Consider the following 21753-nt stretch of genomic DNA (forward strand, 5'->3'; position numbering starts at 1 on the left):
CGTTACACCAGCGCCCCTGCCGGTTCGTAACGCTCCAGCTCTGTTCCCGCCGCCACCTGGGCACGCAGTTCCTTGAGCCCACCGGTCACCACTCCTGCCGCGCGGGCCTGAACCAGGACGTTGCCCTGCGCCGTCGCCTCAATGGGCCCGGCGATCACGGGCTTCCCAGTGGCGTCCGCTGTCAGTTGGCATAGGAGCCGGTTCTGCGAACCGCCGCCCACAATGTGCACCACGCTGGTGCTGCGGCCGGTGAGCCGCTCGGCGTCGGCCAATGTGCGGGCGTAACCGGCGGCGAGGCTGTCCATGATGCAACGCACGACGGCGGCAGGCCGGTCCGCAAGCACGGAACCTGTGTTCCGCACGGCTGCGCGGATGCGGTCCGGCATGTTGTCCGGAGCTGTGAAGACGGGGTCGTCGGCGTTGATTCGTGGACCGTCGGCGGAAAGAGCGGCGGCCGCGTCCAGCAGCGAGGTCAGCGATTGGCTGAACCCTTGCGCCGCCCAAGCACGTTGGCACTCGCTGAGCAGCCAGAGCCCGCCGACATTCCGCAGGTACCGGATGGTGCTGTCCACGCCGCGTTCGTTGGTGAAGTTGGCCTTACGGCTTGCTTCGCTGAGCACGGGAGCGTCCAGCTCCACCCCCACCAGGGACCACGTTCCCGAGGAAATGTAGGCGAAGTCCGGCACTTCAGCGGGGACAGCCGCGACGGCCGAGGCGGTGTCATGCGAACCCACGGCCACCACAACTGTGTCCGCGGGCAGCCCTGTTTGCTCAAGCACCGAGGGCAGCAGCGTGCCCACGGTTTCGCCGGGTTGGATGAGCGGAGGGAAGATGTCTCCCGGCAGGCCCAGTGCGTCCAGGAACTCGGTGGCCCACTCTCCCGTCTCAGCATTGAAGAGCCCTGTGGTGGAGGCGTTTGTAGCCTCCGTCCGGCGTTCTCCCGTGAGCAGGAAGGCGAACAGGTCCGGGATGAGGAGAGCCTGCAAACCATCCAGCTTCGGTTCCGCTGCCAGCTGGTACAGCGTGTTGAACTGCAGGTATTGCAAACCCGTTGTGGCATATAACTTCTCCGGGGAGATCGCAGAGTGCACGCGTTCAACCGTCGCGCGGCTGCGCTCATCCCGGTAGCTGTAAGGCTGCGCGGTGAGTTTCCCGGCGTCGTTCACCAATCCATAGTCCACCGCCCAGGTGTCGATGCCGATGCTGAGGATGCGCTCACCATTCCCACTCGCAACGGCAGCGGCGGCGGACAAGCCCTTGAGTACCTCAGCGAACAGGGCGTCGAAGTCCCAGCGGAGGCCGCCGTCGAGCTCTACAACTCCGTTGGGGAAGCGGTGGATGGTCTCGAGGGCCACACCCGAAGTGGGCGAGACGCGGCCCAGCATGACGCGACCGGAAGAGGCGCCAATATCCACTGCCGCGAAGACTGCTTTGCTGTTCGCGGTGGTTCCTTTGACCATCTGGCAGCCCTAGCGCAGGAAGGCGGCAGCAACGCCCGCGTCCACGGGGATGTGCAGGCCGGTGGTGTGGGACAGCTCATTGCTGGTGAGCACGGAGACGGCGTTGGCAACGTGTTCCGGCAGCACCTCCCGCTTCAGCAGTGTGCGCTGGGCGTAGTACTTGCCCAGTTCCTGCTCGTCCACACCGTAAACCGCAGCACGCTTGGCGCCCCAGCCGCCAGCGAAGATGCCGGAGCCACGGACCACGCCGTCGGGGTTGATGCCGTTGACGCGCACGCCGAACTCGCCCAGTTCAGCAGCGAGCAGGCGGACCTGGTGGGCTTGGTCTGCCTTGGTGGCGGAGTAGGCGATGTTGTTCGGACCGGCGAACACGGAGTTCTTGGAGGAGATGTAGATGATGTCTCCGCCCAGGCCCTGGTCGATCATGACCTTGGCCGCGGCCTTGGAAACCAGGAACGAGCCCTTGGCCATGACGTTGTGCTGGAGGTCCCAGTCCTTTTCGGTGGTTTCCAGCAGCGGCTTGGAGATGGACAGCCCGGCGTTGTTGACTACCAGGTCCAAGCCGCCGAACGCGAGCACGGCTTCCTGGATCGCTTCTGCAATCTGGGCTTCGTCGGTCACGTCAGCCTGGACGCCGATCGCGACGTCGGATCCGCCCAGTTCCTCGGCCACCTTTTGCGCGTTCTCAAGGTTCAGATCGGCAATCACAACGCACGCGCCGTCGGCCGCCAAGCGTGTTGCGATCGCCTTGCCAATGCCCGACGCCGCGCCGGTCACCAGCGCGATGCGGGTGGCGTGGGACTTGGGCTTGGGCATGCGGGCGAGCTTGGCTTCTTCCAGGGCCCAGTACTCGATGCGGAATTTCTCGGATTCCTCGATCGGGGCGTAGGTGGAGATGGCCTCGGCGCCGCGCATCACGTTGATGGCGTTGATGTAGAACTCGCCGGCAACGCGTGCGGTCTGCTTGTCCTTGCCGAAGGAGAACATGCCCATGCCGGGGATGAGCACGATCGCCGGGTCGGCTCCGCGCAATGCGGGTGAATCTGAGTCGGCGTGGCGGTCGTAGTAGGCCTGGTAATCCTGACGGTATTCGGCGTGGAGTTCCTTCAACCGGTTCACCGCATCTTCGATTGACGCGTCCGCGGGAAGGTCCAGGATCAGGGGCTTGACCTTGGTGCGCAGGAAATGGTCCGGGCAGGAGGTGCCAAGCGCGCCGAGCCGCGGGTGCTCGGAGGATTCAAGGAAGTCAAGCACGACGGCGGCATCACTGAAGTGCCCCAGTTGCGGTTTGTCCGTGGAGGCCAGGCCGCGGATTACAGGGGCCAGGGCGGCCGCTTTCGCCCGGCGCTCGGCTTCGGGGAGGGCGCCGTAACCCGGCAGGGCGGGACCGAAAGGCTCGGCCTTGCCGTTCTCCGCGATGAACTTCTCTGCCTGGTCGATGATCCACAGCGAGTTGGCCTCAGCCTCTTCGCTGGTGGCGCCCCAGGCGGTGATGCCGTGGCCGCCCAGGATGGTGCCGATGGCCTGCGGGTTTGCTTCCTTGATCGCGGCGATGTCCAAGCCGAGCTGGAAACCGGGGCGACGCCAGGGAACCCACACAACTTTGTCCCCGAATACCTTTGAGGTCAGCGCCTCACCATCCACCGCCGTCGCAATCGCGATACCCGAATCGGGGTGCAGGTGGTCAACATGCGCAGCGTCCACCAAGCCGTGCATGGCGGTATCGATCGAGGGAGCCGCGCCGCCCTTGCCGTGCAGGCAGTAATCGAACGCAGCCACCATTTCGTCTTCACGCTCGACGCCGGGGTAAACGGACTTCAGTGCCTGCAACCGGTCCAGCCGGAGTACAGCGAGGTTCTCCGCCTTCAGCGTGCCGAGGTCGCCGCCGGAGCCCTTGACCCACAGCAGCTGGACGTCCTGGCCGGTGACAGGGTCCTTCTCGACCCCCTTGGCGGAGGTGTTGCCGCCGGCGAAGTTGGTGTTCCGCTTGTCCGCGCCGAGGCGGTTGGAACGGGTGATCAGGTCTTCAACAGTTTTGTTGGTTTCATGCGTGGTCATGCTTATGCGCCCCATCCGGCTTGCTGGCCGCCAGCGCGGTCCTCGTTGATCTTCTTCTGGTAGCCGCTGGCCTTGTAGGCAGCGATCGGGTCGGCGGGCAGGCCGCGGGATTCACGCCACTCGGCCAGGACCGGGCGGACATCGGTGTAGAAAGCATCGTTGAAGATACCGTTGGCAGCCAGAACATCCCCGGCACGCTGTGCCTCGGACAGTGCGGCAGTATCCACGAGCAGTGCGCGGGCCGTCATTTCCTGGACGTTCAGGACCGAGCGGATCTGGCCCGGGATCTTCTCTTCCAGGTTGTGGCACTGGTCCAGCATCAGGGCAACGCCTGAATCCTTCCCGAAGCCGCCACCGCGGATTACCTCGTGCATGATGCGGAAAAGCTGGAACGGATCGGCTGCGCCAACAATGAGATCGTCATCGGCGTAGAAACGGGAGTTGAAGTCGAAGGATCCCAGCTTGCCCAGGCGCAGCAGCTGCATCACGATGAACTCAATGTTGGTCCCTGGAGCGTGGTGGCCGGTGTCCAAGCACACAAAGGCCTTATCGCCCAGGGCAAGGGTCTGCGCGTAGGAGGTGCCCCAGTCCGGAACATCGGTGTGGTAGAAAGCCGGCTCGAAGAACTTGTACTCCAACACCAGGCGCTGTTCATCACCGAGGGCCGCGTAGATCTCCTGGAGGGATTCCGCGAGGCGGTCCTGCCGGCCGCGCATATCGTCCTGGCCCGGGTAGTTGGTGCCATCGGCCAACCAGATCTTCAGATCCCTTGATCCGGTGGCATGCATGATCTCGATGCACTCAAGGTGGTGGTCGATCGCACGGCGGCGCACGGACTCGTTGGAGGACGTCAGGGAACCGAATTTGTACTCGTCGTCCTGAAACGTGTTGGAGTTGATGGTGCCCAGTCCAACGCCCAGACCTTCCGCAAACGACCGCAGCGCAGAGTAGTCATCAACCTTGTCCCACGGAATGTGCAGGGCGACTGTGGGCGCAAGGCCTGTCAGCTCATGGACCTTGGCGGCGTCGGCGATCTTTTCCTGGACGGTGCGCGGGGTACCGGGTGTGCCGAAGACCTTGAACCGTGTCCCCGAATTCCCGTAGGCCCAGGACGGCACTTCAATGGCCAGTTCTCCCAGGCGGCCCAGGGCCGACTCTGTGGCGGCCGACTCTGTGGTGTTCATGCTTGTTCCTTCTGGTGTCCGGTGGTGGCGTTTGTATGTACTGGGGCGGCGGAGTTTGTGACGCCGTTCGCGGCGGCCAACTGGTCCTCAAGATTGAAAACTTCTTCGACGATTTCGAATCCCTGGTCCGGAGGCAGGTCGCCGTTCGAGAACAGGGTTGCCATCTCGGCCTGCCAGCGGGCGTTGACGTCCGTTAGTGCCATGCGGGCTTGGACCGCCTGGTAGTCATCGCATTCCAGGTATCCGATCAGCTGGCCATCCGAAGCCAGGAAGAGGGAGTAGTTGTTCCATCCCGCGTCCTTGAGGGCGTGCAGCATCTCCGGCCAAACGGCTGCATGCCGGCGCTTGTATTCGTCCATCAACTCCGGCTGGACGGAAGAGCGGAAACAGACCCTCATGTGCGGTTCTCCAGGTCACTCGTCTTTGAATCGTTTCATTTGTTACGATTCAAATTACCCTCGCAAGAAGGAGGGTGTCAAGGCGTTCCCTGCATATCGATGACAACCAGCGGAGATTGGAAAGCATGTCCCAGACAGCGAGCATCAAAGACGTTGCCACCCACGCACAAGTAGCCGTGGGAACTGTTTCCAACGTGCTGAATTATCCGGACCGCGTATCGCAACGGACCAAGGAACGCGTCCTCAAATCCATCGCCGAACTCGGTTTCGTCCGGAACGACGCCGCCCGTCAACTCCGGGCAGGGCAGAGCCGGACCATCGGATTGATCGTGCTGGACGTGGGCAACCCGTTCTTCTCCTCGGTTGCTCGTGCCGCAGAAGATGCAGCTACAGCTCTGGGTAGCGTGGTGTTGGTAGGGGACAGCGGCCAGGATGCTTCCCGTGAAGCGCACTACATGGACCTGTTCCAGGAACAGCGTGTCCAGGGTCTGCTGATCTCGCCTGTAGGGGACGTTGCGGATCGGATCGATACGCTGCGCGAACGTGGCGTGCCAACTGTCCTGGTGGACCAACTCGCCGATACCGACCGGTGCAGCTCAGTTTCAGTGGATGACCAAGAAGGCGGATATCTTGCCGCCCGGCATCTGCTGGACACGGGCCGCCGTCGTCTGGCTTTTGTTGGCACCCCATCAATTCGCCAGGTAGCCAACCGACTCAGCGGCGCGCAACGGGCAGTCGCAGAAGCAGCAGGAGCGACGATTGAGGTCCTGGACTCCGCAGGTCAGACCGTCCTTGCCGGGCGCCAAGTGGGCAACGACCTGGTGGAGCGGGCGCCAGGCGAAAGGCCGGAAGCCGTGTTCTGTTCCAACGACCTCCTGGCGCTCGGCGTTATGCAGTCGTTGACCATGCTCCGGACAGTGAAAATCCCTGAGGACATTGCCCTTATTGGTTACGACGACATCGACTTCGCCGTCTCCGCCGTGGTGCCTTTGTCATCCATCCGCCAGCCCACGGAGGCCTTGGGTCGCACGGCGATCGAGTTGCTGGCGGAGGAGCAGGAAAGCGGCGGAACCAAACACCGGGCCGTGGTGTTCACGCCGGAGCTCGTGGTGCGCCAAAGCACGGCCGGCTCACCCAACTGAGTCGCAGTAGTGCGCGTTATGAGCCTTCAAAACGCGCACTAATGCGACTCAGTTGGGTGCCGCGGGACGTTACAGCGCGTAGATGGTCCAGGACGCGCTATGCGATGCGCCGGGTTCCAGCCGGATCAGGTCCGTACCACTGTTGAACGAGTCGGGCGGGCAGGTCATCGGTTCCACGGCCAGGCCCAGGCGGTTAGGGAGTGGTGCCGGCTTGTCTGCCGTGTGGATCTGCAGCCACGGGCAGCTTTCGTCCCAGGACATCCCGACGCCGGTGCCCGCCGGGTCGCGCAGGGAAAGCCGCGCCAGCCCGTCGTCGAAGGTAATTCCGGTGAAGGCGTGGTCGATCTCGGTGCCCCCAAGAGAGCGCGGGGTCCGGAAATCGAAAGCATGGCCCTCAACTCGCACAATACCAACGGGCAGCAGCCTGTCAGGGGTTACCTCAAGGAAGCTATCCGCAGGAAAGTCGAGGACCCACTGATCCAGAGGCGAAGAACCAGCCACAAGATAAGGGTGCGGGCACACTCCGTACGGTGCCGGTGCGTCACCAGCGTTGCGGGCAGTCACCCGCGTGTGCAGCCCGGCGTCGTCCAGCACGTACCGGGCCGAAAGCTCCAGTGCGAACGGATAACCTGTGCTCGGCCCCAAGGTGCACGTCAAGGTCAGCGAACCGGCGTCGGACTCCTTCAGGGTCCAGTCGAGCGGGAACGCGAGGCCGTGCAACGATGTGCCCCGGTCCTGTTCGTTGACGGGCAAGTGATGCACCGTGCCATCGAAGCGGTAGGTACCGTCGGCAATCCGGTTGGGCCACGGCGCCGCGATGATTCCCCGGTAATCCGGGATTGCTTCGCCAGCCGCAAAGGGAACCACGAGGTCGCGGCCCTGATACTGCAAGACTCGCAAGGCAGCCGCGCGGGCGGTCACAACAGCCGTGTAACCGCCCGCGCTCAGGCTAAATTCGGTGCTCACAGGCCGCCGGCCAGCTTGTAGTAAGCGGCGTTCCAGTTCAGTTCTTTCTTGAACTGCTTGATGGTGGTGTCCTCGTCGATGGTCAGGAGTTCAGTCTTGGCGATTTCGGCGAAGTCCTCGAATACCTCCAGGCCCACCTGCGTGGACAGGACAGTGTGGTGCGCGGCGCCGGCAGTGAGCCAGGCTGCGGCCGACGTGGCGAAGTTGGGCTTGGGCTCCCACAGTGCGCGGGCCACCGGGAGGTTGGGCAGTGGCTGGTCGAGGTCGACGACGTCCACCACGTTCGCGACCAAGCGGAACCGATCGCGCATGTCGGACAGTGCGACCACAATCCCGGGGCCGGCGTCCGTGTCGAACACCATGCGTACGGGGTCTTCCTTGCCGCCAATGCCCAGCGGGTGGATCTCCACACGCGGCTTCTTGGCGGTCAAGGACGGGCAAACCTCGAGCATGTGTGCGCCAAGGATCTTCTCCGAGCCGGGCTCGAGGTGGTAGGTGTAGTCCTCCATGAGCGATGCGCCGCCGGGCAGGCCCGCGCCCATGACCTTGGCGGCGCGAACCAGGATGGCGGTCTTCCAGTCGCCCTCGGCGCCAAAGCCGTAGCCGTCGGCCATGAGCCGCTGAACGGCCATGCCGGGGAGCTGGCGGAGCTCGCCCAAGTCCTCGAACGACGTCGTAAACGCGGCCGAGCCGTTTGCCTCAAGGAAGCTGCGGAGACCGAGTTCGATCCTCGCGCTGTAGCGCAGCGATTCGTGGCGCGCGCCGTCTTTTTGCAGTTCCGGAACCACCTCGTAAAGGCGCTCATACTCGGCAACCAGGGCGTCGACGTCGGACTCCGCCGCGCCGTGAACGGCATCGGCGAGCTCGTTCACGGACCAGGTGTTGACCGAGACGCCGAAGCGGAGCTCGGCTTCGGTCTTGTCGCCTTCGGTGACGGCGACGTTGCGCATGTTGTCACCGAACCGGGTCAGCTTCAGCGTCCGCACAGCGGCCCAACCGGCCGATGCACGCTGCCAAGCGCCCACCTGGCGGGCGATCTCAGGATTGCTGACATGCCCGACGACGGTCTTCCGCGGCACGCCGAGGCGCGACTGGATATACCCGAATTCGCGGTCGCCGTGGGCTGCCTGGTTCAGGTTCATGAAGTCGAAATCGATATCGGCCCAGGGCAAATCGCGGTTGGCCTGCGTGTGCAGGTGCAGGAGCGGCTTGCGCAGGGCGTCCAGGCCCTGGATCCACATCTTGGCCGGGCTGAACGTGTGCATCCAGGCGGTCACGCCGATCACGGAGTCGTTGGAGTTTGCTTCCAGCGCGGTGCGTCGGATGGCGTCGGAATCCGTGAGGACCGGCTTCCACACGAGTTTGACCGGCACGTCCGAGGAATCGTTGAGGGCGTTGGCAATCTCCTGCGATTGCGAGGCGACCTGCTTGAGGACATCTTCGCCGTAGAGGTGCTGGCTGCCGGTGAGGAACCAGACCTCGTACTGATCAAGGGACGTGTTGTTGGCGCTGGGCATGTTGATGGCTCCTGAAAGTGTGGTGGACGTCCGCTTTAGCGGCCGTAGACGTTTTGGTAGCGGTTGTAGAGCGAGTCGATTTTGGCCTGGTCAATGGGGAGGGGTTCGCCGAGTTGCCGGGAGACGTGCACCGTCTTTGCTACTTCCTCGCACATCACGGCTGCCTTTACCGCGGACCTTGCGTCCTTGCCGATGGTGAAGGGCCCGTGGTTCTGCATGAGCACGGCGGGGGAGTGGGAGTTCTTGAGGGTCTCCACGATTCCCTGTCCGATCGAATCGTCTCCGATCAGCGCGAACGGGCCTACCGGGATCGGACCGCCGAATTCGTCGCCCATCATCGTCAGCACGCAGGGGATCTCCTCGCCACGGGCAGCCCAGGCGGTGGCATAGGTGGAATGGGTGTGCACCACACCGCCAACCTCGGGCATGTGCCGGTAGACGTAGGCATGCGCTGCAGTGTCAGAGGACGGCGAGAGGTCCGGGTTGCCCCAGTCAACAGTTCCGCCGCTTCCGATGTTGATGCCCCTGACAGGAGTCCCATAGAGGTCCGTGACCACCATTTGCTCCGGCGTCAGCTCGTCATAGGAGACACCGGAGGGCTTGATGACCATGAGGTCGTAGCCAGGGATCCGGCCGGAGACGTTGCCCGCAGTCCAGACAACCAGCTTGTAGCGGGTCAGTTCGGCGTGCAGTTCGCAGACTTCGCGCCGGACCTTCGCGATGGTTTCCAAGAGCGTGCTCATGCGTTCACCCCTTCTGTGATGGCGGTGTGGGCAGCGCGCTGGATTGCCTTCAGGCGGTGCATGACGCTGTTGGTCCCGCGGCCGAAGTAGTCGTGCAGGGTGCGGTATTCCTGGAAAAGTGCCTCGTAGGCCCTGACATTTTCGGGGATCGGCGTGTAGACCGCACCCGGGGCAGCTGCCATGGATGCTGCCGCTTCGCGGATGTCCTTGTACTTCCCGGCAGCGACTGCGGCGTGGATTGCCGAGCCGAGTGCGGGTCCCTGCTCCGAGCCGATGGTCGACAACTGGAGGCCCGTGATGTCTGCGTAGACCTGCATCAGGAACTTGTTCTTCAAGAGCCCGCCGGCCACGATGAACTCCTTGACCGGTACTCCCGAATCACGGAATGCATCCACGATGGTCCGGGTGCCGAAGGCCGTGGCCTCCAGCAGTGCGCGGTAGGTGTCCTCTGGCTTCGTGGCAAGTGCCTGGCCCACTACGACGCCGGAGAGTTCGTGGTCCACCAGCACTGAGCGGTTGCCTGAGTGCCAGTCCAGGGCAATCAGGCCGTGCTCGCCGATTGCCTGTTTCTCTGCGAGTTCGGTGAGGTATTCGTGGATGCCCAAGCCTTTGGCGGCTGCGGCTTGGTGGTAGTGAGGGGGGACGCCGTTCTTGGTGAACCAACCGAAGATATCGCCAACTCCGGACTGCCCGGCTTCGTAGCCCCACAATCCGTCCACGATGCCGCCGTCCACAACGCCGCACATGCCCGGGACTTCACGCAGGACGTCACCGTTCATGACGTGGCACGTGGAGGTGCCCATGATGGCAACCAGTTGCCCCGGCTCAACAGCGTTGGCTGCAGGGGCGCTGACGTGGGCATCCACATTGCCCACGGCTACTGCAATTCCCGCAGGCAAGCCGGTCCAGGCGGCAGCCTCTTCCGTAAGGTAGCCTGCGGCGTCGCCCAAGCGGCCGATGGTGTGCTCCAGCTTTTCCGAAACGAAGCCCTTGAAGTCCGGGTTCAGCGCGGTGAGGAAATCCTCCGAAGGGTACTTACCGTCTTGGTAGATGCCCTTGTAGCCAGCGGTGCAGGCATTGCGCACATAGCTGCCGCACAACTGCCAGACGATCCAGTCGGCTGCCTCAACCCAGTGATCCATGGCGCCGTAAACTTCGGGGTCTTCCTCAAGCAACTGCAAGCCCTTGGCAAATTCCCACTCCGAGGAGATCAGGCCGCCATAGCGGGGAAGCCATGCCTCTCCGCGTTCCTCGGCGAGCTTGTTAATGCGGTCGGCCTGCGGCTGCGCCGCGTGGTGACGCCACAGCTTGACGTAGGCGTGAGGACGGTCCGCGAAGCGTTCCAGTTCGTTCAGCGGAGTGCCGTCCGCCGTCGTCGGGACCATGGTGCAAGCGGTGAAGTCCGTAGCGATGCCCACCACGTGGCCTGGGTTGATGCCGGCATCGGCGACGGCGGCCGGAACCGCGTTGCGCAGGACGTCGCGGTAGTCGTTGGGCACTTGGAGCGCCCAGTCGGCGGGCAGCCGCTGACCGGTTGTCGGCAGCCGGTCGGACACAACGGCGTGCGGATATTCGAACACGCCGCTGCCGAGCTCGGCACCGTCCGAGACACGCACGACGACGGCGCGACCGGACAGGGTGCCGTAGTCCACGCCGATGACGAACTGTTCGTCGAGCGGGAGGTTTTCAGTGGTATTCATGGGGTCTCCATCCGGCTGGCCAAGGCCTCATTGCCGGGGGTCGGGGTGGAAGAAACGAAGAAGGTCTGATGCAATTGTTAGCGCTCACAACTTTGATGTCAAGAGCGGACCGGAGAACTGCACGCTTGGGTTAGCTTGAGACGGGCGCTGTCGTGGCTCGGACAACAAGGCGGGGCTTCACGGTCACTGGCGTACCCGTAGCGCCGGTCTCCAGACGATCAAGCAGCAAACCGATGCAACGCTCGCCGAGTTCCTCAAAGTTCTGGGCCACGGTAGTCAGCGGCGGGATGAAGTAAGCGGCTTCGGGTTGATCGTCGAAGCCCACAACACTGATATCGGCAGGGACGCGCACACCGGCTTCATGGAACGCCCGGAGCACCCCGAGGGCCATTTGGTCGTTGGCGACGAACAGGGCCGTCATGGAACGTTCAGCGGCGATTTTCAGGCCCTCGAGGTAGCCGCACTCAGCGCTCCAGTCGCCTTCGATCAGGGCAGCTGGTTCCAGACCGGCCTTACGCAAGGCGTCCCGCCAACCCTCGGTGCGGGCAACTGCGTCAATCCAATCAGCGGGCCCGGAAAGATGCCCGATGTGCTTGTGCCCCAGTTCAAGGAGGTGCTGGACGGCCAGCCGCGCTCCCTCGCGTTGGTCCACGGTGGCGCCGCTGAGGTGCTCGTCGCCGACAGAGCCCACTGCCACCAGCGGTACCTGAGCGGTGATGTCCTTGAGGACATCAAAGGTCCCGGGGTGCGGCACTGTCACAACGATCCCGTCCACCCCTTGGTCCATGAAATGCGCCATAGCGTCCTTGATGGTCTCCGGCGTGACTTCCCGCAAGCCCGCGACACTGACAAAGTAGCCCGCATCCCTGGCCGCCTGCTGCACTCCGAGGAGGGTGTGGGACGGGCCGTACTGCGCCAACTCGCTTCCCAGGACGCCGATGGTTTGGGAGCGCCGCGTCACCAGGCTGCGTGCAGCGGTGTTGCGGCGGTACCCAAGTTCGGTGATGGCCTGCTCGACGCGCTCCCGGGTCTTCGTGCTCACGTTGGGGTGGTTGTTCAGAACACGGGACACAGTTTGGTGGGAAACGCCTGCAACGCGGGCGACGTCTTCCATGACAGGAGGCCTGCTTGGTGCGGATTGTTCAGTGCTCACCCTGTCACGATAGAGCACCGGCGCGGTGATCAGCCCTTGGCCGCCTTGGCCGCGTAGTGGCGGTACCTCGTCAGGAACGCGGGCGTCCCGGAAGTCTTCGGCGCAGCAACCTCGATTCCTTCAAGTGGCCAATCGGGCAGCTTTCCCGTGAGGACGCCAGCTGCCTGCCGTGCAGCGCCGTCTGCCACATACTCCCCGGGAGCAGGCACGAACACCGGCAATCCGAAGACCTCCGCAGCAACCTGCTGCACAGCCTCGGACTGGGCGCCGCCGCCCACCAAGATGATGCGCCGGGCCGACACGCCTTGAGATTGCAGGGCGGCGAGGCCATCGGCCAAGGAGCACAACACACCTTCGACGGCGGCCCTGGCCAGGTTGGCTGGCGTGTAGTTGGAAACCGTAAGCCCGTGGAGGGAGCCTGTGGCATCCGGAAGATTGGGCGTCCGTTCCCCTTCAAAGTACGGCACCAAGGTTAAGCCGCCGGCTCCTTCCGCAGCGGACAGGGCAAGCTTGCCGAATTCCGGCAAATCCACCCCGAGCAATGCAGCTGTGGCATCGAAAATCCGGGTGGCGTTGAGGGTGCAGGCAAGAGGCAGGTAGTTTCCTGTGGCATCGGCGAACCCTGCCACCAGTCCACTTGGGTCCTGGGAAGGGACGGCCGATACGGCAAAAACGGTGCCTGACGTGCCGATCGAAATAACAACATCCCCCACTGCAGCGCTGACGCCCAGACCCGCTGCGGCGTTATCGCCTGCACCGGGCCCGATCAAGGCGCCGCCCGGCGTCTTGCCGGATGCTTCCAAAGGCCCGACGACGGCCGGCAGCACCGGGACATGGCCAAGGGTGCCTTTCAGGACTTCCGGAAAGTATTCGCCCGTTCTGGACGAGAAGTATCCTGTGCCGGAAGCATCGGACCGATCTGTGCGGAGCAGCTCCAAAGAGGACTGCCCTGTGCCTGGCCCATGGCCGGCCAAACGCCACGACAACCAATCATGGGGAAGGCAAACGGCAGAAGTGCGCCGGGCATTTTCCGGTTCGTTTCGAGCCAGCCACCGAAGTTTGGTGGCCGTCAGGGATGCCACGGGCACGGTTCCCGTGCTGGCTGCCCAATACGCGGCCCCGGCCGCGGCATCGCCTTGGCCCGCTTCGAGGATCAACTCTTCGGCGTCCAGGGCGGATCGGGTGTCATTCCACAGCAGCGCGGGGCGGACCACGTTTCCTGATTCGTCCAGGCACACCATTCCATGCTGCTGGCCCCCGATCGAAACAGCATCGACGTCGTCCAAGCCACCAGCCTGGCTGATGGCTTCCTGGAGGGCAGTCCACCAGTGATCTGGATGGACCTCGGTGCCTTCAGGGTGTGAAGCGCGCCCCTGCCGCACCAGGGCACCTGTGTCTGAGTCCCTGATGACCACCTTGCAGGACTGGGTGGAGCTGTCGATCCCGGCTACGAGAGGCATGCGTTTGTTCCTTTACGGACTGTTCCTTGTGGACGCTTCTTTGCGGACCGTCGCCGGGACTGGCAGTCCGGAAAATACGGAACCTCGTGTGGTCCCGGCGACGGAATTGCGAATGGCTGATCTTTAGCGCGCGCCCAGAAGGTGCTCGATGGCCAGCTGGTTGAGGCGTACGAACGCGAACGAGCGCTCGGCGGCCTTGTCGGCGTCGAACGTTTCGAAGGAACTGGCGTCAGCCAAAAGGTCAGCAGTAGTTTCGCCGGCATTCAATGTGGGCTCGCCGAGTTCGAACACGCCCGAGGTGGTCAGCGCTTCCTGAACCTCCGGATCGGCGCGGAAAGCGAGGGCGCGTTCCTTCAGGAGCAGGTACATGGACATGTTGGACTTGGCCGATTCCCATACGCCGTCGTAACCGTCGGTGCGGGAGGGCTTGTAGTCGAAGTGGCGGGGACCATCGTACTTGGGTCCGCCGTTGGGGAAGCCATTCTCCAGGAGGTCCACCGTAAAGAAGGCGCTGGTGAGGTCGCCATGGCCGAAGACGAGGTCTTGGTCGTACTTGATCCCACGCTGGCCGTTGAGGTCGATGTGGAAGAGCTTGCCGGCCCAGAGGGCTTGGGCAATACCGTGGGTGAAGTTCAGGCCCGCCATTTGCTCGTGGCCGGTCTCCGGGTTGAGGCCAACAATGTCGCCGTGTTCCAGCTGGGCGATGAACGCAAGGCCGTGGCCAACAGTCGGCAGGAAGATATCGCCGCGGGGCTCGTTGGGCTTGGGTTCCAGGGCAATCCGCAGACCGTAGCCCTTCTCCTTGATGTAGCCGGCGGCGGTGTCCACGCCTTCCTTCATACGGTCCAACGCCGCGGAGAGATCTTTGGAGCCGTCGTACTCGCTGCCTTCGCGGCCGCCCCACATCACGAACGTCTCGGCGCCGAGTTCAGCGGCGAGGTCGATGTTGCGAAGGATCTTGCTCAGGGCAAAGCGTCGGACGGAGCGGTCGTTGGAGGTAAATCCGCCGTCCTTGAAGACGGGGTGGCTAAACAGGTTGGTGGTAACCATCGGAACCTTGAGGCCCGTTTCGGCCAAAGCTCCCTTGAAGTTCTTCAGGATAAGGTCGCGCTCGGAGGCGCTGGCGTCAAAGGGGACAAGGTCGTTGTCGTGGAAAGTGATGCCGTAGGCGCCGAGTTCACTGAGCTTATGAACCGCTTCAATCGGGTCCAGGGCTGCCCGGGTTGCAACGCCGAAGGGATCGGCGCCTGTCCATCCCACTGTCCAAAGGCCAAACGTGAAGCGGTCCTGGGGAGTTGGCTGCGGGGTCATTGTTGCTCCTTTGCAAGGCGGCGGGGAGGCCATGGATAAAAAGCGCTCCAATTAGTTTTCAATCTGAACTATATGGGGGATGATGGATCATGGTCAATGGAAGCCAGCAAAAATCTTTCAAGCCCTTGAGGAGGCTGCCAGAGTGAATGAGCAAGCGGCCCCGGGGCGCGTAGGTGACGTCCGCCGTCGAAATCTTTCGCTTGTCCTGGATTCGATCGCCCGCAACGGCGATGCCAAGCCCAGCCGCGCACAAGTAGCGGCTGGAACGGGGCTGACCAAGGCGGCAGTATCGAGTTTGGTGGCTGATCTCGTGGAGTCGGGCCTCGTCTCCGAGGTAGGCCTGTACCGCGATGGGGAGCGGGGACGGCCGGGCCAAGGCCTCGAGCTCAGCTCCCGCCGAGGTGTCGTCGGTATGGAAATCAACGTCGACTATTTGGCTGTGGGCTTGGTGGATCTCGGTGGGAGCCTGCGTTTCAGTTCCACGGTGGAGTCCCGCAACCGCGGACTCAAGCCGGGTGCCGTCATGGAGAAACTGGGTGAACTGGCCAGTCAGGCGAAAGCCGCAGCCACCTCTGCCGGCATCACCATCCTCGGTGGCGGACTTGCCGTTCCGGGCCTGGTTGATGAGCAACGCAACATCGTCCTGTCCGCTCCAAACCTCCATTGGGAGCACGAGCAATTGAATCCACAGGCGTTGCTGGAAGACGCGCCGCTGGGTGTCAGGCTGTCCAATGAGGCAAACAGTGCTGCGCTCGGTGAGCTTTGGTACGGCGACGGCCCCGCGGACTTCCTCTACGTTTCCGGTGAAGTCGGCGTTGGTGGTGGGGTCATCATCGGTTCTGAGCTCTACACGGGACCTGGCGGTTCCGCCGGCGAACTGGGCCACATCGTGGTGCATCCCGAAGGGCCCTCATGTTCCTGTGGAGGGGTTGGCTGCTTGGAAACATTCGCTGGCCAGGAAGCTATTTTTGAAGCTGCCCGCATCCCGGAGGGTTCTCTTGGCAGGCGGACCGAACTGCTGCTCGCAGCCTTGGCCGCCGATGAGCAGCATGCCAAGCGTGCAGTTCGTGACGCCGGACGGTACCTGGGCATCGCGCTCGCTTCTTCTGCGCGTCTGATGGACATCGAGGCCGTGGTGCTCGGGGGCCATTTTGCCGTCCTCGCCGATTGGCTGAAACCGGCAGTGCTATCGAGTTTGGAAAGGTATGCGCCGGGGCTGCTGGAGCCGGAAAGCCTGACCGTTTCCCGGTTGGAGCACTCCGGGACGCTGCTGGGCGCAGCGGGTCAAGTGATCCGCGCGGTCATTGAATCGCCGTTCGAATTCATCCTGGGCAAACCCGCGTAGGGCATCTTTCGCGGGGAGGGGGTTTCCGGGATTCTCTGCGGCTGGTCCTTCCATGCGAATCATCAGCATGCTTACTATTAAGTGGTCAGTTTGTTCGCGCATGCTCAACCCACGAACAGGTGCCCCATGACTACTCAAAACTCAGCACACACCAGCACAGCGAAGGCAGGCAGCGCTCCCGCCCCTGAAGACGACCGCAAACCGGATAGTCTCAACGACCTGGTGAAACCCACGTGGATGTATATCGCCAAGAGGACGCTGCGGGAATTCGGTAAGGACCAATGTCCTGACGCCGCTGCCGGCCTCACGTACTACGCCGTGCTCTCCCTTTTCCCGGCGCTTCTAGCGTTGGTTTCCCTCATCGGGATCTTTGGCGACGCCGGGAAAACCACCAACGCGTTGCTGGACATCGTGCAGCAGTTCGCTCCAGGGCCCGGTGTTGACGCCATGCGGCAGCCCATCGAGGAACTGACGCGCTCCAACGCGGCGGGCTTTGCACTCGCCCTCGGCATCTTGGTGGCATTGTGGTCGGCCTCCGGGTACACAACGGCCTTCAGTAGGGCGATGAACCGCGTGTACGAAGTGGACGAAGGCCGCGGCTTCGTCAAACTGCGCGGCACGATGCTCGCCGTTACCGTCGTCGCGCTTGTGGGCGCGGCACTGGCCGCCACGATGCTTGTCCTGAGCGGACCGGTGGCCGAGGCTATCGGTAAGGCAATCGGAATGTCGGACACGATCCTGACCGTGTGGAACATCGCTAAGTGGCCAGTCCTGATCGTGCTGGTTGTCATTGTCATCGCAGTGCTCTACTACTTCACCCCCAACGTCAAACAGCCCAAGTTCCGTTGGATGAGCCCGGGGTCCCTCATTGCACTGGTGATTTTTGCCCTGGCATCCCTGGGCTTTGGTTTCTACGTTGGCAACTTCAGCAATTACAACAAGACCTATGGAACGCTGGCGGGCGTCATCATCATGCTGCTATGGCTGTGGATCCTGAATATGTCGCTGCTTTTCGGCGCGGAATTTGACGCCGAAATGGAACGCGGGCGGCAATTGCAGGGAGGAATTGAAGCCGAAGAGAGCATCCAACTCCCGCCGAAGGATACCAAGCGCAGCGATAAGCAGCAGAAGCAGGAAGACGAGGTTATCCGCCGCGGGGAGGAACTTCGGGAGAACTACGGAGACGAAACACGCTCCAACGAAGCCCAGGAACGAAGCGCAGATGCCGAAGACAAGAAGTGAAGCCCAGGGCGACAACGGGTTGGGTGCCACCCGCAGAAAGCTCAAGTCTGTTCGCGACGGTGACAGGGTGGAAATCCACGGTGAGGTTTTCCGCGTCAGCTCCGTCCAGCCGGAGGATGGAACCCGGAATATCCGGGTGGAGTTACAAGCCAACGACGGCGGCACTCTCACCTTGATCGGTGTTCCGCGCGCCGAGGTCCACGTGCCCGCCAACCTGTAGCCGGGCTGAGGTTCCGTGCGGATTACGCCCCTGCGGGAAAGCCCTGGTCGGCGTCGTCCCACCAACCCTCCCAGGCGCTGGAGGATAGGCGCTCAAAAGCGAAGGTGGCAGCAGGCGTGTTTTCTTCAGGGGAAGCGCCTGAGGATCCGCTCGGGCTGCTGCCGGCGTCCAGGAAAAAGTTGAGAGTCTTCAAGAGCATCATGGTGGTGTCCTTTCAGTGGTTTCTTGGACCTCTTTGTCCAGGTGAAACCAGCGTAGGCGGGCATTGTTTCTTCTCATCGACGCAATGTTTCAGCTATGTACCACTTATCTAACATGGGCATTCCGGGCCTCGCGGCTGAAACAAACAGGGGGCGAAAAAGCGAGCCCCTGCCGTGACCGGGCAGGGGCTCGCTTGCTTGGGGGGTGGTCCTCCCGCGGAGCTTAGGGCATCTGCGGGAGGACCACGTTCTTAGGGTTGTTTGGGTTCTTACGCGTACGGCAGGACGAGTTCCGCGTAGCGCTTCTTCATGGTTTCCAGGACGGAGTCGCCGTCGGCGTCCCAGATTTCCTGGTTGAAGATTTCAACCTCGATATCGCCCGTGTATCCGGCGTCCCGCACCCAGGTGCCGATAGTGGCGAAGTCAATGACGCCGTCGCCCATCATGCCGCGGGACAGCAGCGCGTCCGCAGCGATCGGCAGATTGAAATCGCATACCTGGTATGAGGCAATGCGGTTTTCGCGGCCGGCCCGTTCGATCTGCGCCTTCAGTTCCGGATCCCACCACACGTGGAAGGTGTCGACGGCGACGCCCACTGCCTTCGCGTCGTAGGGCGCTGCAAGGTCCAGGGCTTGGCCCAGGGTGGAGATGAGGGCGCGGTCCGCTGCATACATCGGGTGCAACGGTTCCAATACCAAACGGACACCGTTTTCGGACGCAAAAGACACCAGTTCCTCAAGGCGATCGGCAACGCGCTGGCGGGCAGCGACGACGTCCTTCTCGCCCGGAGCGAGGCCGCCGACCACCAGGAACAGCTCCTGGGTGTCCAGCACTACGGCTTCACGGACGGCCTCGAAGTTGTCAGCCAGGGCAGCAGCCTGACCTTCAGCATCAGCCGCCGTGAGGAAGCCTCCGCGGCACAGGGACGAAACACGGAGGCCAGCGTCCTTGATGAGCTTGGCCGCCTTGTCCAGTCCGGCTTCCGCCACGCGGTCACGCCATGGGCCAATTGCCGGGATGCCCGCGCGGGCACAACCATCCACGGCCTCGGCGAGTGTCCACTTCTTGGTGGTGGCGCTGTTCAGGGACAGTCGGGAGAAATCCGGGCTCATGCGCCCACCCCGTTGATCCTTAGGTAGTCGGACATCCGGAATGCTGCCAGCGACGGGTCCTTCAGCAAGCCGGCCTGATCGGCAAGTTCGAAGGTCTTGGCCAAATGCAGGACGGATCGTCCCGAGTGCAGTCCTCCGACCATCTGGAATCCGGGCTGTTTGCCGTTGAGCCAGGACATGAACGCGATGCCGGTCTTGTAGTAGAACGTCGGTGCGCTGAAGATGTGCTTGCCGAGCTCACGGGTGGAGTCAAGGATGGCGCGCCCTTCTGTACCTTGTCCGGCGTCGTACTTCTGCAAGGCAACCGAAGCGGCAGGGTAAATGGCGGCAAAGATGCCCAGCAGTGCGTCCGAGTGGTGGGTGTCGTCGCCATCGATAAGTTCCGGATAGTTGAAATCATCGCCTGTGTAGAGGCGGACGCCTTCCGGGAGGTTGGCCCGGAGGGCGACTTCATGGGAAGCGTCCAGAAGCGAGACCTTCACGCCATCCACCTTGTCCGCGTGCTCGCGGATCAGGCTGAGGAATGTTTCAGTGGCCACGGAAACATCGTCCGAGCCCCAGTAGCCAGCCAGCGCGGGATCGAACATGGTGCCGAGCCAGTGCAGGATGACAGGTTGGTCAACTTCCTGCAAGAGCGTCGAGTAGACGTGCAGGTAGTCATCGGCGCCGCTGGCAACCTTTGCCAAGGCGCGGGAGGCCATGAGGATGACCTTGGGGCCGGCTTCGCTGACCACTGCGATTTGCTCGCGGTAGGCCTCGATGACGGCCTGGATGCCGGCAGCGCCCTCAGGTAGGGCGGTGATGTCCAACTGGTCCGTGCCTGCGCCGCAGGAGACAAGGTCGCGGACGGACTTGCCCGCTGTCGCGGCGCTGCCCGTTGCAACTACGGAAGCGGCCTCGGCGCCGGTGCGCTTGATGAGCTGCTGGGTAGCTGCCCAGTCCAGGCCCATGCCGCGCTGCGCGGTATCCATGGCGTCAGCGACCCCAAGTCCGTAGGACCAGAGTTCATGCCGGTATGCCAGCGTGGCATCCCAATCAAGCTGCGCAGGGGCGCCGGGCGTATTGTCAGCAGCGACCTCCGGGATGACGTGGGCTGCGGCGTACGCGCGGCGGGCCGTCAGGGGAGCGCTCGGCTTGACCCACGCCGTGGCGGGCTGAAGGCGGTACTCGCGGGTGCCGCCGTCGTCGGTAGGAAGAATGAGTGACGTCATTAGAGGGTGATCTCCGGGATGTCGATGGTGCGGCGCTCTGCCGAGGACTGCAGGCCGAGCTCGGCAAGCTGTACGCCACGGGCGGCGGAGAGCAGGCCGAAGCGGTGCTCGCGGCCGGCCACCACGTCGCGCAGGAATTCTTCCCACTGCAGCTTGAAGCCGTTATCAAGTTCAGCGTTGGCCGGAACTTCCTGCCACTGGCTGCGGAAGGATTCGGTGACGGGCAGGTCCGGGTTCCAGACAGGCTTGGGAGTGTGGGCGCGCTGCTGCGCAACGCACTTGTTCAAACCGGCGACGGCGGAACCGTGCGTGCCGTCGATCTGGAACTCAACCAGTTCGTCGCGGTACACGCGGACGGCCCAGGAAGAGTTGATCTGGCCGATGACCTCGTCGCCGCCCGGCGTTTCAAGCTCGAAGATGCCGTAGGAAGCGTCGTCTGCAGTGGCCTTGTATTCCTTGCCGGCCTCATCCCAACGTGCGGGGATATGGGTAGCCGTCTTGGCGTTGACGCTCTTCACCTTGCCGATGATGCCTTCAAGCACGTAGTTCCAGTGGCAGAACATGTCCGTGGTCATTCCGCCGCCGTCTTCCTTGCGGTAGTTCCACGAGGGGCGCTGGGCTGCCTGGACGTCGCCTTCGAAGACCCAGTAGCCGAACTCGCCGCGGATGGAGAGGATGCGGCCGAAGAAGCCTTCGTCCACGAGTCGGCGGAGCTTTACAAGGCCCGGGAGGTACAGCTTGTCGTGCACGACGCCTGCGGTGACGCCGGACTCCTTGCCGATTTGTGCCAGCTCGATTGCTTCCTCAAGAGTCTCAGCCGTGGGCTTTTCGGTGAAGATGTGCTTGCCTGCTCGCATGGCCTTCTTCAAGGTGGCGGCGCGAAGGCTGGTCATTGAGGCGTCAAACACGATGTCCACCGTGGGGTCGGCGATGACGGCGTCCAGGTCGGTGGACCATTCAGAGACCTTGTGGAGTTCGGCGAGTTCGCGGATCTTGGCTTCGTTGCGGCCAACGAGGATCGGTTCCACCTGAACCTTGGTGCCGTCTTCGAGAGTGAAACCACCGGCATCGCGGATAGGGAGGATGGACCGCAGCAAGTGCTGGCGGTAACCCATGCGGCCGGTGATGCCGTTCATGGCGATGCGGATCGTCTTTGTTTCGTAGCCCATGTTTTCTCCAGGTCCTTGTGTGCCGGCCGCTGTGGTTGCCGGTGTTTGCAATTCAAGAAGGTGGGAAAGCGCATTCCCGTTGCATTGATCATGCACCATTCCCAGTGCGCTTGGCAAGCGCTTTCCCAAAAATGGGCGAAGACTGCCATAATTTCTTTAGCG

The 21753-nt window shown here is 63.0% G+C and carries 19 protein-coding genes; 4 read left to right on the top strand and 15 right to left on the bottom strand.

The window, feature by feature from the left end:
* Window positions 1–2: 2 nt before the first annotated feature.
* Genes KSW38_RS21930 through KSW38_RS21945 form a run of 4 tightly spaced genes read right to left on the bottom strand, consistent with a single transcriptional unit; the run spans window position 3 to window position 5100 of the window.
* Entirely contained in the window at window positions 3–1460 is a 1458-nt protein-coding gene (locus KSW38_RS21930; protein WP_216927079.1) for a rhamnulokinase, read from the bottom strand.
* Window positions 1461–1469: 9 nt separating this feature from the next.
* Window positions 1470–3518: a bifunctional aldolase/short-chain dehydrogenase gene (locus tag KSW38_RS21935; protein WP_428982445.1), complete on the bottom strand. Its 2049-nt coding sequence runs from the start codon at window positions 3516–3518 to the stop codon at window positions 1470–1472.
* A 2-nt stretch (window positions 3519–3520) separates the two neighbouring features.
* On the bottom strand, window positions 3521–4702 hold the full coding sequence (gene rhaI, locus KSW38_RS21940) for an L-rhamnose isomerase (RefSeq protein ID WP_216927082.1): 1182 nt from the start codon (window positions 4700–4702) through the stop codon (window positions 3521–3523).
* Complete coding sequence (locus KSW38_RS21945; RefSeq protein ID WP_216927084.1) at window positions 4699–5100, bottom strand: L-rhamnose mutarotase; 402 nt, start codon at window positions 5098–5100, stop codon at window positions 4699–4701. Before KSW38_RS21945 ends, rhaI begins: the two co-directional genes overlap by 4 nt.
* A 125-nt stretch (window positions 5101–5225) precedes the next feature.
* On the opposite strand from KSW38_RS21945, the gene KSW38_RS21950 reads away from it, so the two are divergent.
* Entirely contained in the window at window positions 5226–6242 is a 1017-nt protein-coding gene (locus KSW38_RS21950) for a LacI family DNA-binding transcriptional regulator (protein ID WP_216927086.1), read from the top strand.
* 69 nt (window positions 6243–6311) lie between these two features.
* On the opposite strand, the gene KSW38_RS21955 is transcribed toward KSW38_RS21950, so the two are convergent.
* The 7 genes from KSW38_RS21955 to xylA form a co-directional block, all read right to left on the bottom strand.
* Window positions 6312–7208, bottom strand: coding sequence for an aldose 1-epimerase family protein (locus KSW38_RS21955; RefSeq protein WP_216927088.1), 897 nt, complete (start codon window positions 7206–7208; stop codon window positions 6312–6314).
* The gene (araA, locus tag KSW38_RS21960; protein ID WP_216927090.1) at window positions 7205–8725 is read right to left on the bottom strand and encodes an L-arabinose isomerase; all 1521 of its coding nucleotides are present in this window, start codon (window positions 8723–8725) and stop codon (window positions 7205–7207) included. Before araA ends, KSW38_RS21955 begins: the two co-directional genes overlap by 4 nt.
* 35 nt (window positions 8726–8760) lie before the next feature.
* Window positions 8761–9468 (bottom strand): L-ribulose-5-phosphate 4-epimerase, encoded by a 708-nt coding sequence (locus KSW38_RS21965; protein ID WP_216927092.1) that lies wholly within the window; start codon window positions 9466–9468, stop codon window positions 8761–8763.
* Complete coding sequence (gene araB, locus KSW38_RS21970; RefSeq protein ID WP_216927094.1) at window positions 9465–11168, bottom strand: ribulokinase; 1704 nt, start codon at window positions 11166–11168, stop codon at window positions 9465–9467. Before araB ends, KSW38_RS21965 begins: the two co-directional genes overlap by 4 nt.
* Before the next feature lie 130 nt (window positions 11169–11298).
* The gene (locus KSW38_RS21975; RefSeq protein ID WP_216927176.1) at window positions 11299–12282 is read right to left on the bottom strand and encodes a LacI family DNA-binding transcriptional regulator; all 984 of its coding nucleotides are present in this window, start codon (window positions 12280–12282) and stop codon (window positions 11299–11301) included.
* A 68-nt stretch (window positions 12283–12350) separates the two neighbouring features.
* Window positions 12351–13781 (bottom strand): xylulokinase, encoded by a 1431-nt coding sequence (gene xylB, locus KSW38_RS21980; RefSeq protein WP_216927096.1) that lies wholly within the window; start codon window positions 13779–13781, stop codon window positions 12351–12353.
* A gap of 123 nt (window positions 13782–13904) precedes the next feature.
* Window positions 13905–15092, bottom strand: a complete 1188-nt coding sequence (gene xylA, locus KSW38_RS21985; RefSeq protein WP_216927097.1) for a xylose isomerase — start codon at window positions 15090–15092, stop codon at window positions 13905–13907.
* A gap of 82 nt (window positions 15093–15174) precedes the next feature.
* Between xylA and KSW38_RS21990 the strand changes: the two genes are divergently transcribed.
* From KSW38_RS21990 to KSW38_RS22000, 3 genes are all read left to right on the top strand, one after another.
* Window positions 15175–16437 (top strand): ROK family transcriptional regulator, encoded by a 1263-nt coding sequence (locus KSW38_RS21990; protein WP_216927178.1) that lies wholly within the window; start codon window positions 15175–15177, stop codon window positions 16435–16437.
* A gap of 126 nt (window positions 16438–16563) precedes the next feature.
* Window positions 16564–17679 (top strand): YihY/virulence factor BrkB family protein, encoded by a 1116-nt coding sequence (locus tag KSW38_RS21995; RefSeq protein WP_216927100.1) that lies wholly within the window; start codon window positions 16564–16566, stop codon window positions 17677–17679.
* Complete coding sequence (locus KSW38_RS22000; protein WP_216927102.1) at window positions 17660–17899, top strand: hypothetical protein; 240 nt, start codon at window positions 17660–17662, stop codon at window positions 17897–17899. The genes KSW38_RS21995 and KSW38_RS22000 overlap by 20 nt, the downstream gene beginning before the upstream one ends.
* A 22-nt stretch (window positions 17900–17921) precedes the next feature.
* On the opposite strand, the gene KSW38_RS22005 is transcribed toward KSW38_RS22000, so the two are convergent.
* The 4 genes from KSW38_RS22005 to KSW38_RS22020 form a co-directional block, all read right to left on the bottom strand.
* Window positions 17922–18101, bottom strand: coding sequence for a hypothetical protein (locus KSW38_RS22005; protein WP_216927104.1), 180 nt, complete (start codon window positions 18099–18101; stop codon window positions 17922–17924).
* A 267-nt stretch (window positions 18102–18368) separates the two neighbouring features.
* Complete coding sequence (locus tag KSW38_RS22010) at window positions 18369–19211, bottom strand: sugar phosphate isomerase/epimerase family protein (RefSeq protein ID WP_216927106.1); 843 nt, start codon at window positions 19209–19211, stop codon at window positions 18369–18371.
* Window positions 19208–20422, bottom strand: a complete 1215-nt coding sequence (locus KSW38_RS22015; RefSeq protein ID WP_216927109.1) for a dihydrodipicolinate synthase family protein — start codon at window positions 20420–20422, stop codon at window positions 19208–19210. The genes KSW38_RS22010 and KSW38_RS22015 overlap by 4 nt, the downstream gene beginning before the upstream one ends.
* Complete coding sequence (locus KSW38_RS22020) at window positions 20422–21591, bottom strand: Gfo/Idh/MocA family protein (protein ID WP_216927111.1); 1170 nt, start codon at window positions 21589–21591, stop codon at window positions 20422–20424. The genes KSW38_RS22015 and KSW38_RS22020 overlap by 1 nt, the downstream gene beginning before the upstream one ends.
* Between the last annotated feature and the right edge of the window lie 162 nt (window positions 21592–21753).

This window comes from Paenarthrobacter aromaticivorans, from assembly GCF_019038615.1.
Lineage (GTDB): Bacteria > Actinomycetota > Actinomycetes > Actinomycetales > Micrococcaceae > Arthrobacter > Arthrobacter aromaticivorans.

Coding starts and splice junctions, on each gene's coding strand:
- xylA (WP_216927097.1), bottom strand. CDS start 15,092: ATGACCCCGCAGCCAACTCCCCAGGACCGCTTCACGTTTGGCCTTTGG.
- araB (WP_216927094.1), bottom strand. CDS start 11,168: ATGAATACCACTGAAAACCTCCCGCTCGACGAACAGTTCGTCATCGGC.
- KSW38_RS21935 (WP_428982445.1), bottom strand. CDS start 3,518: ATGACCACGCATGAAACCAACAAAACTGTTGAAGACCTGATCACCCGT.
- KSW38_RS21995 (WP_216927100.1), top strand. CDS start 16,564: ATGACTACTCAAAACTCAGCACACACCAGCACAGCGAAGGCAGGCAGC.
- xylB (WP_216927096.1), bottom strand. CDS start 13,781: ATGCCTCTCGTAGCCGGGATCGACAGCTCCACCCAGTCCTGCAAGGTG.
- KSW38_RS22015 (WP_216927109.1), bottom strand. CDS start 20,422: ATGACGTCACTCATTCTTCCTACCGACGACGGCGGCACCCGCGAGTAC.
- KSW38_RS21965 (WP_216927092.1), bottom strand. CDS start 9,468: ATGAGCACGCTCTTGGAAACCATCGCGAAGGTCCGGCGCGAAGTCTGC.
- KSW38_RS21945 (WP_216927084.1), bottom strand. CDS start 5,100: ATGAGGGTCTGTTTCCGCTCTTCCGTCCAGCCGGAGTTGATGGACGAA.
- KSW38_RS22010 (WP_216927106.1), bottom strand. CDS start 19,211: ATGAGCCCGGATTTCTCCCGACTGTCCCTGAACAGCGCCACCACCAAG.
- KSW38_RS21990 (WP_216927178.1), top strand. CDS start 15,175: ATGGATCATGGTCAATGGAAGCCAGCAAAAATCTTTCAAGCCCTTGAG.
- KSW38_RS21975 (WP_216927176.1), bottom strand. CDS start 12,282: ATGGAAGACGTCGCCCGCGTTGCAGGCGTTTCCCACCAAACTGTGTCC.
- KSW38_RS22005 (WP_216927104.1), bottom strand. CDS start 18,101: ATGATGCTCTTGAAGACTCTCAACTTTTTCCTGGACGCCGGCAGCAGC.
- KSW38_RS21950 (WP_216927086.1), top strand. CDS start 5,226: ATGTCCCAGACAGCGAGCATCAAAGACGTTGCCACCCACGCACAAGTA.
- KSW38_RS22020 (WP_216927111.1), bottom strand. CDS start 21,591: ATGGGCTACGAAACAAAGACGATCCGCATCGCCATGAACGGCATCACC.
- rhaI (WP_216927082.1), bottom strand. CDS start 4,702: ATGAACACCACAGAGTCGGCCGCCACAGAGTCGGCCCTGGGCCGCCTG.
- KSW38_RS22000 (WP_216927102.1), top strand. CDS start 17,660: ATGCCGAAGACAAGAAGTGAAGCCCAGGGCGACAACGGGTTGGGTGCC.
- KSW38_RS21930 (WP_216927079.1), bottom strand. CDS start 1,460: ATGGTCAAAGGAACCACCGCGAACAGCAAAGCAGTCTTCGCGGCAGTG.
- araA (WP_216927090.1), bottom strand. CDS start 8,725: ATGCCCAGCGCCAACAACACGTCCCTTGATCAGTACGAGGTCTGGTTC.